We start from the raw sequence: 9,155 nt of genomic DNA, 5'->3' as shown, positions 1-9,155 counted from the left end.
GAGTCACTTGGTGCCGAAGCCGCCGGACAGGCGCAGGAAGCCGGTGCGTACGGTCGGGCCGTCCTCGTCCAGCCGGGCCGCCTGGTCGATCTGGACGATCGGCTCGTGGGCCCACGTCGGCGCGGGATCGGCCCCCGCCGGCGCGTCGGGGACGACCAGTTCGGCCCAGTCCCACGTGCCCTGCGGGGACGTGGGGTGCGGCATGGCGAGGGCGTTGACGAAACCGGCCGGAGTGCCGCCCCGGCCCGCGCCCACGTCCTTGGCCGGGACCTTCCGCGTCGTGGTCAGCACGGGGCTCAGCCGCAGCGCCACCTGCATCGCGGCCATGGCCGTGCGGGTGAACCGCGACGGCAGCCGGAGCTCCGTGACCGGGAGGATGTCCGTGGTCGCGTGGACGGCGGCCATCGGGTCGAGCAGCAGCGTGAGGTGCGTCCGCTGCGTGGAGTCCGCGCGCAGGGCGGGCCAGTTGGCGCCGGAGACCTCCGCGACGTAGCCGGTGTGCTGCGTCTCCGGCTTGGCCACGGCGTAGAACGTCCCGTAGTCGTCCTCGGAGAAATAGCCGATCAGGCCGTCGCCCTTCTGCCCGGCGTTGCCGAGTCGGACCGGCCACCGGTAGTCGAGGTGGGCCATCTCCGGGGGCGCGGGCCGCACCTTCGCACGGTCCTTCCACTCGGTCAGCGCCTTCCAGTCCCGCGCGTACTGCCAGCCCGCGTCGGTGACCGGCGGGCCGTCCAGCTCGAAGCCGAGCCGGACGCGGACCAGGGCCAGCGGGCGCCCGAGCAGCGCGCCGAGCACCTCGTCGCCGTACGGGTTGCCCGGGTCGATCCCGGCCAGCGCGTGGTCGACGGTGGCGAGCAGGTCCGCGAACGCGTCCGGGCCCTTAGCGGCCAGCTCGCGGGCGAACGCGTACAGCTGCGGCCGCGTGTCCCGCAGGTCGTCGACCGTACGGACCGTGGAGTCCGGCAGCGGGCCCCAGCCGATCACGTACGCCGGGTCCTCCCCGGAGCCGTCCGCCGCGATGTCGAGCCGGAGTTCGCCCAGCGGCTCGCCGGTCGGCGCGTAGCACAGCAGCGAGCGGTCGACATAGTTGGGCACGATCCAGGCGCCCACCGGTGTGGTGTTCGCGTTCAGGTCGACGAGCTGCTCGTCGTCGTGCTCGGCGACGAAGTCGAACCGCAGCCGCGCCGCCTGGAGCAGCCGCGGCGGGAGCTGGACGAACCGCTCCGTGTCCGTGGGCTCGACGAACTTCCCGTTGGTGAGCAGGCTGTCGGCGACCTTCGGGACGAAGTGTTCGGCGTCGCCCGGCAGCAGGACGTCGAGGGTCTGGCCGAACTCGTCGACGACGCTCAGCCTGGCCACCGCGAACTGGCCCGCCCGGATCTGGGTGAAGCCGGACGGCTGCCAGCCCTTGAACGACTCGGGCAGCCTGCCCGCGTCCGGCAGGTGGTGGAAGGCGTCGCCGACGAGGTCGCCGATCCCGCCCGGCGGGCGCAGGTTGGGCGCCGGGTCGCGCAGGGCGAAGGTGTCGGTGAGCCCGTCCAGCCGCTGCGAGAGCAGGTCCAGGTCCTTGATGTCCGCCGCGGCCGCGGTGAGCGCTTGCGCCACCGCCGGGTCGTGGTGGTCGGCGGCGTGCTGTTCGAGCCCGCCGCCCAGGGTGTGCTGCGGCAGCGGGACGAGGAAGCGCCGTCCGGTCACCTCGATCGGCGTGGTGACCGCGTCGCCCTTCCGCCACGTGTAGCGGCTGCCGTCGAAGGCCCAGTTGGGGTCGTCGAGGTCGCCGTACGGCACCTGCCGGTGCTCGACCCGCCACTGGAACAGCAGCGGCTTCCAGGGCTGCCGCCACGGGTCCGGGGCGATGTCGGGCGTGTACGTCCCCGCTTTCGCGTCGAGGACGCACGCGAACTCGGTCAGCAGGGCCGGGACCACCGGGGGCAGCCCGCCGGTCCGCAGCGAGGTGAAGGGGTTCGCGCGGCCGTCGCTCACGATCTGCGAGGGCATGCGGCAGATCAGGGCGCCGTCCTTCGTCAGCGGCTTGTGCGCGGTGTGGCTCTTCGCCCCTGCCAGGACCACCGTCGGGTCGGTGACCTGGTAGAACGGCGGCAGCGTCTCCTTGCGGAGCTCGTACCCGGCGGGCAGCGTGTGACCGTTGACGTAGGCGGCGAGATCCGCCTGCCGCTTCCGGACCTCGGCCAGCTCGGCAGCCACCGTGGCGGCCAGGCCGCCGGGGTTCGCCGGGTCGATCTCGGCACGCAGCCGCTCACGGCTGTACTGCGGCGGGATGAGCGGCAGGCCGTGCATCCACCACAGGGCGTACAGCCGCTTCTGGAGCGCGGCCAGTTCGCGTGCCTTCTCGTCGTACGCGCTCTGGTCGGTGTTGAGTTGCGCCAGCCACGCCTCGTGCTCGGGTGCCACGCCCGACCAGGTGACCGACTTCGGATCGCCCGAGACGTTGCCCTTGTCCGCGGTATTGGCGAGCCGCCACACGTAGCCGCCCGGCACCTGCTGGAACCAGCCCTTGTGCAGGGCCTGGGCCGCGAGGATGTCACCGTCCGGCTCGTCGAGGGTGTGCAGCAGCCCCTGTCCGAGCAGGTGCAGGAGCGCGGGGTCGGTGTGGTCGATGCCGTTGCCGGAATCGGCCGACAGGGCCGTGCGGGCCCCGGCGACCAGCGCGGCATGTGCCTCGTCCGCGCTGCTCCCGACGGCGACCTTGTCCTGGACGTCCTCCCGCTGCGGGAGGTCGGAGTCCGGGACTCCCTCGGACGTCCACCGCACGTCGAGCGCGCGGCCGCAGTACGTGGTGCTGCTAGGCGTCCAGCCCTGCGGCAGACCGGCGACCGACCAGCCGAACCCGGCCAGTGCGGACTCCACGGAACCCTGCGCCGACCGGGTGGCCAGGGGCTCCTGCGCCGGGTCCGAATACCAGCCCACGACCTGGTAGTTCAGGGTCGCCGTGGCATCGACGCCGGTCAGCGGGTCGTGCAGCGAGAAGACGTTCTCGTGGTACGGCTGGTAGACGTGGAAGGTCATGACGCCCGGGCCGACCGCGGTGAGGAACATGTCCTTGCGGGAGGCGTCGGAGGCGGAGGGCTCGGTCCACGCGGTGCCGTCGGCGCCGATGTCCTGCGCCCTGCCGATCCTCGTCGGGATGACCGTCCCGCGGTACGGCGTCGTCGCCGGGTCCTTCGAGGCGTCGACGGGGTGCATGAAGCGCGACGTGCCCTTGTCGGGGTCCAGGAAGTCGCTCTCCACCACCCAGCCGGTGGTCAGTTCCGGCTTGCCCGTGACCTGGCGGACGACGAGCCAGCGGTTGGGCACGAGGGGGAACTGTGTGCTCCCGCCCTCCGCGCGCGTCCCTCCGTGCCGCAGGGCGTCGGGGAGCTCCCAGCGCACGTACACACCGTCGTGCTGCTTGTACTTGTCGTCGCTCCCGGTGCCCTTCGTGTCGTTCCACTCCTCCTCGTTGGTGAAGGGGTCGGGCTCGGGGGTGCGGTTGTGGCGCAGCAGGTTGAAGTTGGGGAGCCAGCGCCGGAAGCCCTGGCCGCCGCGTTCGCGCACGCTCTGGTTGACCACCAGGGCGTCCACGTTCACCGGGACGACGAGGGTCTCGTCGCGGTCAGCCATTGGGGTGGTCTCCTGTCGTGATGAGGGTGTGCTGTGCGGGTGCCGTGGTGAAGGTGCGGCGCTGTGCCGCGTTGATCATCTGGAGGGCGAACTCGCTGGGGGTCAGCGGCCGGTTCAGACCCAGCGCGTCCTTCAGCCCGTCGGCGAGGCGCGTGACGCTGAGAACGGTGTCGGGGTTGCCGGTGCCCGTGTCGCGTACGAAGGAGCTCAGGCCGGGTGTGGCCGGGAACTGTTTCCCGGTCTCCGCCCCGAGCGGTGTGCCGCTCTGCGGGTCGATCTCGCGCAGGCGGATGATGCCGTCCGCGACGGGGTTGTCGCTGCCGCCCTGGTCCGGCTCGTCGATGCCGAAGTGGACGCCCTGCTGGGGCTCGGCGAGCTCGACCCGGCCCGGCACGCCCTCGACGAGGACGAGCAGGACGTCGTCGGCGAGGGCCTCGCGGCGCAGCACCCGGAGGGTCGTCTCCCCGTCGCCGGCCGTGGGGTTCGCGTACGGGCGGACCTCCAGCGCGGGCCAGCCGCTGACGAGTTGCGAGCGCAGCAGCAGACCGGTGACGGGCTGGGGGAGTGGTGGCAGCGGGGCCTCGCCCTCGGGCCCGAACATCAGCTCGTCCGAGGTGAGGTCGAAGGAGTGCGAGAGCCCCACGCTCAGCGCCCCGTCGAGCAGCGTGGCGGTCCAGTCGGGGTCCACGTAGAAGAAGCGCAGGCTCTCCGCGGGCAGCATCCGGGTGTCGGGCACGAGGTGCGCGAAGGGCACGCCCACCAGGTCGCGCAGCCCGAGCAGCCGGTCCCGGACGAGGACGAGGTCGTCGTCATCCGGGTGCACGAGCGGGTCGCCGGAGACGAGACGCGCGTGCAGGCTCGCGTCGTCGCGCAGCCGGCGCATGGTGAGTCCGGCGGTGGCGGGCAGTCCGGTCGCGGCCGGTACGGGGGTGACGGCGGGTGCCGCCGTGGTGGCCGGGCGGCGGCCCGGGGGCACGGCCAGGACCTCACCGAGATGCCCGGCGAGGCCGTTGACCGCCAGGTGCTCGATGCGCGCGCGTGCCCCGCCGGTCGCCGTACGGCTCTTCCTCTCGGCCGCGCGCTGCACCTTGCCGCGCAGCCGCAGCAGCGCCGCCCCGAACTGGTGGTCGGCCAGGGCGACGCCCCGGCCCGCGGTGAACGCGGTCGCGAGGCTGACGTCGAAGACGCCGTAGTGCTGCAGGTGGATCAGCGCCTCGGCCGCGCAGCGACGGCGTTCGGGCGTGGACAGCGTCTCGGGCCGCTGGGGGACGAGCGGGCCCCGGTACCAGCCGAAGGTGGAACGCCCCGACTCGGTGCGGCACGAGACCGGCAGGTAGCCCTTGTCGAGCCGGTCGGCGACCTCCTGCTGGTCGTCTCCGGAGACCGGCCGGTCCGGCAGCGGCACGCGCAGCAGCAGCGCGGAGCCGTCCTTGCCCTCGGTGTCGACGAAGTGCTCGGTCAGCGCGGCGAATCCGGGCGCGTGGTCGGGGACCGTCTCGAACGACCAGGACCACAGCGAGATGAGCCGCAGCGTCTCGTCGGGCCCGGCGTACGCCTCCTTGGTGCCGTCGGGCAGGCGCGACTGCCAGCCCTCCAGGGAGACGAGGTGGGCGACGTAGCGGCCGCCCGTCCAGCGGGGCAGGCGGTTGCCGACGACGACCGCATAGTCGCCGACCTGGATCAGGTCGTCGGTGAGGGTGACGCTCTGGTGCTGCTCGTTGACCCGGCGGACGTGGGTCAGGAGCGGCAGTTCGGCCTCGGTCGGCGCCACCGAGTGGAAGACGGCGGCGGGCACCAGCACGGTGCGGCACGTCTTCTGCTTGTCGTCCTCGGTGACGGGGTCCGCCGAGTCGAAGTGCGGCAGGACGACGCCGTCCTCGGAGCCGAGCAGGTCGGCCACCGTCTTCGCTTCGGTCCGGCCGAGACAGTGCGGGTCGGTCCCGGGGAGCTCGCCCTCGCCGAAGACGAGGAGGGCCAGCCAGGGCAGCTGGGTGCCGTTCTCCTCCACGCGCTCCCAGGGCAGGGTCGCCCGGTCGAGCGTGAGGTGCGGCAGCACGTCGTCGTACAGCCCGGTGGCGCCCGGCGGCGGGTACGCGCCGTGAATCCACTCCGGCTGCACGGTGAAGCGCGGCGCGCGGACCTCCACCTGCTGGGTCGCCGGGGTGTCCAGGTAGTGGTCCGTGTCGACCCGCTGGCCTCCCTTGGTGAGGGACTGCCGCGCGGTGAGGGTGTACCGCCCGGCGGTGAGCTTGGGCACCAGCGAGTCGACGAACTGCACGTTCAGCGACGGGTCGGGGTCCGGGGCGTACTCGGGGTGGCTCATGCCGCACCGCCTTCGGTGATTCGGGTGACGCGTGTGTCGCGGGGAGCTGACGGAGTGTCGGTGACCGTCGGCGGTACGGTGACGGCGAGTGCCAGCGGGTCGTCCTTCAGAGGGACGGTGACGGGGAGCAGGACCGGCGGGTTCGCCGCGACGTCCACGACCTGGACCTGCCGGCCCTCCGACCGGGCGACATACAGCCGGTCACCGGCGGCGGACACCGCCAGCGCGACCGGCCGCGGGCCCACCCACACGGGCTCGGCCGCTTCCTGGGGCAGGTCGCCGCTCGTGTCGAAGACCGAGACGGTGCCGGTGACGGCGTTCGCCACGTACAGCCGCTTGCCGTCGGCAGAGGCGGCGAGGGCGCTCGGAGCGGTGCCCGTGCGCAGGGTGGTGGCGATCGTCCTGGCTTTGACGTCGATGACGGTCACCGTGGACTTGCCCGTGTTGAGCGCGTAGAGCCAGCGGCCCTCGGGGTCCACGGCGAGGCGGGTGGGAGCGGGAACTCCGGTGAAGTACGCCTGGGCGGTGGGGTTGTCCAGGTTGCCGACGTCCACCTTCACCACGCTGTTGTCGTCGGGCAACGCGACGTAGACCGTCTTGTCCCACGGCACGGCGGGCTGTACGTCGGCCGGTCTGGCCGTCGACTGGCCGGCTCCCAGCGTGCCGTACGTGTGGCGCACCGCCGGAGCGCCGTTCCGGAAGTCGACGATCGACATCTGGTCCGGCTGTGCGTAGGTGATGTACGCCCACTCGTTGTCCGGCGAGAACGACATCCCCTGCGCGTTCTGCGGCAGCCACGCGGGCGATGTGCCGTTCAGGTCGACGGCCTCGCCGGGCGGGTTGGCGGTGATACCGAAGGCGTCGACGTGCTGCGAGGCCGGAGCGGCGGCGCACAGCCGGCTGCCGTCGGGGCTGACGGCAAGGCAGGCAGCGCCCGGATTCTTCAACGTGATCGGTTCGTACGCCGTCAGGCTCTGCGCGTCGACCGGCGTCACCGTCCCCGCACCCAGGACGTACAGCCGCTCGCTCGTGGCCGGCGCGCCTCCCCTGTGGTCGGGCTCGGGCTGCACCGTGGCGTCGCCCGCGACCAGCGCGTCGGCGGCGGTCAGCCGCTCGTTGGTGCCGGGGCTCACGCCCAGGTAGTCCATGGCGGCGAACAGCCGGTCGCGGGACTGGTCGACCGCCGCGCCGGTCGAGGCGGCGGTGAGGGCGCCCACGGTCGGGCGGGCCTCCCTCACCGGTGCGGCCTCGGCAACGGGCTCCACCGCGGCCGGCTGCCGGAAGAAGACCGTGTCCGCGAGATCGGCGGCCTTCCCGACGACTGTCGCGACGACGACGGACTGCGTCAGCGGCAGCACACCGTCCGGCCTGCGGTCGTCGTGCGCGATCGTCCCGGCCTTGACCGGTCCGGGTGTGGCACCCTGCGTGGGGGCCGGGAGGCGCAGGTCGACGCCCGTCAGCTGTCCGCCGACACGCTGCTCGCTGCCGGTGGTGAGCGGGCCACCGTGCGAGCCCCACAGCGCGGCGGGCAGGCTCACCACGTTCTTCGTGGCGGTCCAGGCGCTCAGGTCCTGGGCGGTGGAGTCCTCCTTGGTGAGCGTGACCGTGAGCGTCGAGTCCAGCTTCTTGCCGCCGTCGCGCAGCGGGCGGATGTCGACTTCCGCGCCCGGGATCTTGTCATCGCCGAGATACAGCGTGCCGATCGGGACGGCCGTGCGCACCGCGAAGGAGAAGGCGCCGGTGCCGACGGTCCACAGCCCCGGCTCGTCCTTGGACTCCACCGGCATGAGCCCGTCCATGGGCACGAGCCGTACGGCGTCCTCCTTCTTCGGCAGCTGCTTGACGACCTCCGGCCAGGATGCGGCCTTGTCGTCGCTCGCGCTGCCGTCGCCGAAGCCGATGGTGAAGGAGATGAACCAGAGGTGGACGGTGACCTCACCGCCCGTCGGCGGGCCCCACAGATGCAGGGACGCGCCGACCTCGACGCTGATCGTCTCGCGCACCAGCCACAGGTCGAGCACAAAGCTCACACCGATGCTCACGTCGATCCTGGTGTCGAAGTGGAACGGCGCCCACTCGATGAGGATGTCGGCCTGTGCGGTCAGCCAGGCGTGCAGATCGCCGGAGCGGAAGTTCACGTCCAGCGCGCCACCGGCCATGATCGCGCCGGGGGTGAGGGCGAAGTACGAGCCGCCGCTGATGGTCAGCTCGGAGGTGACCGGCCAGTTGAAGCCCAGCCGCGGCACCTGCGGATAGTACGCGGGCAGCTTCTTGTATCCGGGGTAGTAGCCGCCCAGCGTCAGGACGAAGTCACCTGCGTTCGCGCCCTCGAACCAGGTGTACAGCGCGAACCCGCCGGTCAGCACGCAGTCCTCGGACAGGAGGAACGAGCCCGGCGCCAGCTGCGCGGTCAGCTTCAGCACGCCCTCGCTCGCGCGGTACTTGGCGGACAGGCCGAGCCGCACCCGCGCGTACGCGGGCAGGGACTGGTCCTTGGGGAAGCGTGCCTCGGCCGTGCCGAGCACGGCGACGGCGAAGTCGTCGCCGACCTCCAGCACCAGCAGCGCCTGGCCGCTGAGGAACTCGAAGACCTTGAATTCGAGACCCGCCGCGAACCACAGCTGCCCGGACCTGGGCCGGACCCAGGCGTCCTTGCCGTCCATCAGGTTGCCGAGGACTGCCAGCGGGTCGGTCTCCGGGGAGGTGAAGTCCTTGAGGAACGGGAAGTCCAGGACCTCGTCGCCCTCGGGCAGCCGCAGGTCCGTATTGAGGCCGAAGCCGGCCATGATGCCGGTGATTTGCACGGGCGGCGGCCCGCCGAACTCGCCGTTCACCTTGCCGAACAGGAACAGCGACGGCTGGTCGGGGTGCGCCTTGGTCTGCGCGTACGCGCCGAGCGCCGTGAGGCCGAACTCCTCCGCCGAGACGGCCAGTGCCCCCTCGATCAGCGTGTCGTACGTGCCGTCCGCGGGGCGGTTGATCAGGGCGCCCTTGATGGCCAGCGGCGGACGGGAGTAGCCGACGCTGAGGCCGTCCAGCCGGAACTGCGGGTTGGCCGGGTCGGACAGCTCGATGCCCATGCCCAGCCCGTCGACCCCGACGGTGAGCCCGGCCATGCCGAGGGAGGCGTCGAACAGCACCCACACGGTGCCGTCGGCGAAGCCCACGCCGACGCGGCCGAGGTTCAGCGGGCCGACGTTGCGCTGGATCT

3 protein-coding genes are annotated in these 9,155 nt (G+C 72.3%); all 3 read right to left on the bottom strand.

Annotation, left to right across the window (positions count from 1 at the left end; genetic code table 11):
• Positions 1-3: 3 nt before the first annotated feature.
• On the bottom strand, positions 4-3,621 hold the full coding sequence (locus K6I34_RS24525; RefSeq protein ID WP_229328509.1) for a hypothetical protein: 3,618 nt from the start codon (positions 3,619-3,621) through the stop codon (positions 4-6).
• Positions 3,614-5,944 (bottom strand): hypothetical protein, encoded by a 2,331-nt coding sequence (locus K6I34_RS24520; protein ID WP_229328508.1) that lies wholly within the window; start codon positions 5,942-5,944, stop codon positions 3,614-3,616. The genes K6I34_RS24525 and K6I34_RS24520 overlap by 8 nt, the downstream gene beginning before the upstream one ends.
• Positions 5,941-9,155 (bottom strand): YncE family protein (locus tag K6I34_RS24515; protein ID WP_229328507.1); only part of this gene is annotated, 3,215 nt, incomplete at its 5' end. The genes K6I34_RS24520 and K6I34_RS24515, both read right to left, overlap by 4 nt.

Origin of the sequence: Streptomyces sp. UNOC14_S4, assembly GCF_020740835.1 — a bacterium.
Classification (GTDB): Bacteria; Actinomycetota; Actinomycetes; order Streptomycetales; family Streptomycetaceae; genus Streptomyces.
Note: the sequence above shows the minus strand (reverse complement) of the source record. Positions and strands in the feature narration are given on the sequence as shown.

Excerpts from the sequence above, each read along its gene's own strand:
- K6I34_RS24525 (WP_229328509.1), bottom strand. The coding sequence starts at position 3,621 with ATGGCTGACCGCGACGAGACCCTCGTCGTCCCGGTGAACGTGGACGCC.
- K6I34_RS24520 (WP_229328508.1), bottom strand. The coding sequence starts at position 5,944 with ATGAGCCACCCCGAGTACGCCCCGGACCCCGACCCGTCGCTGAACGTG.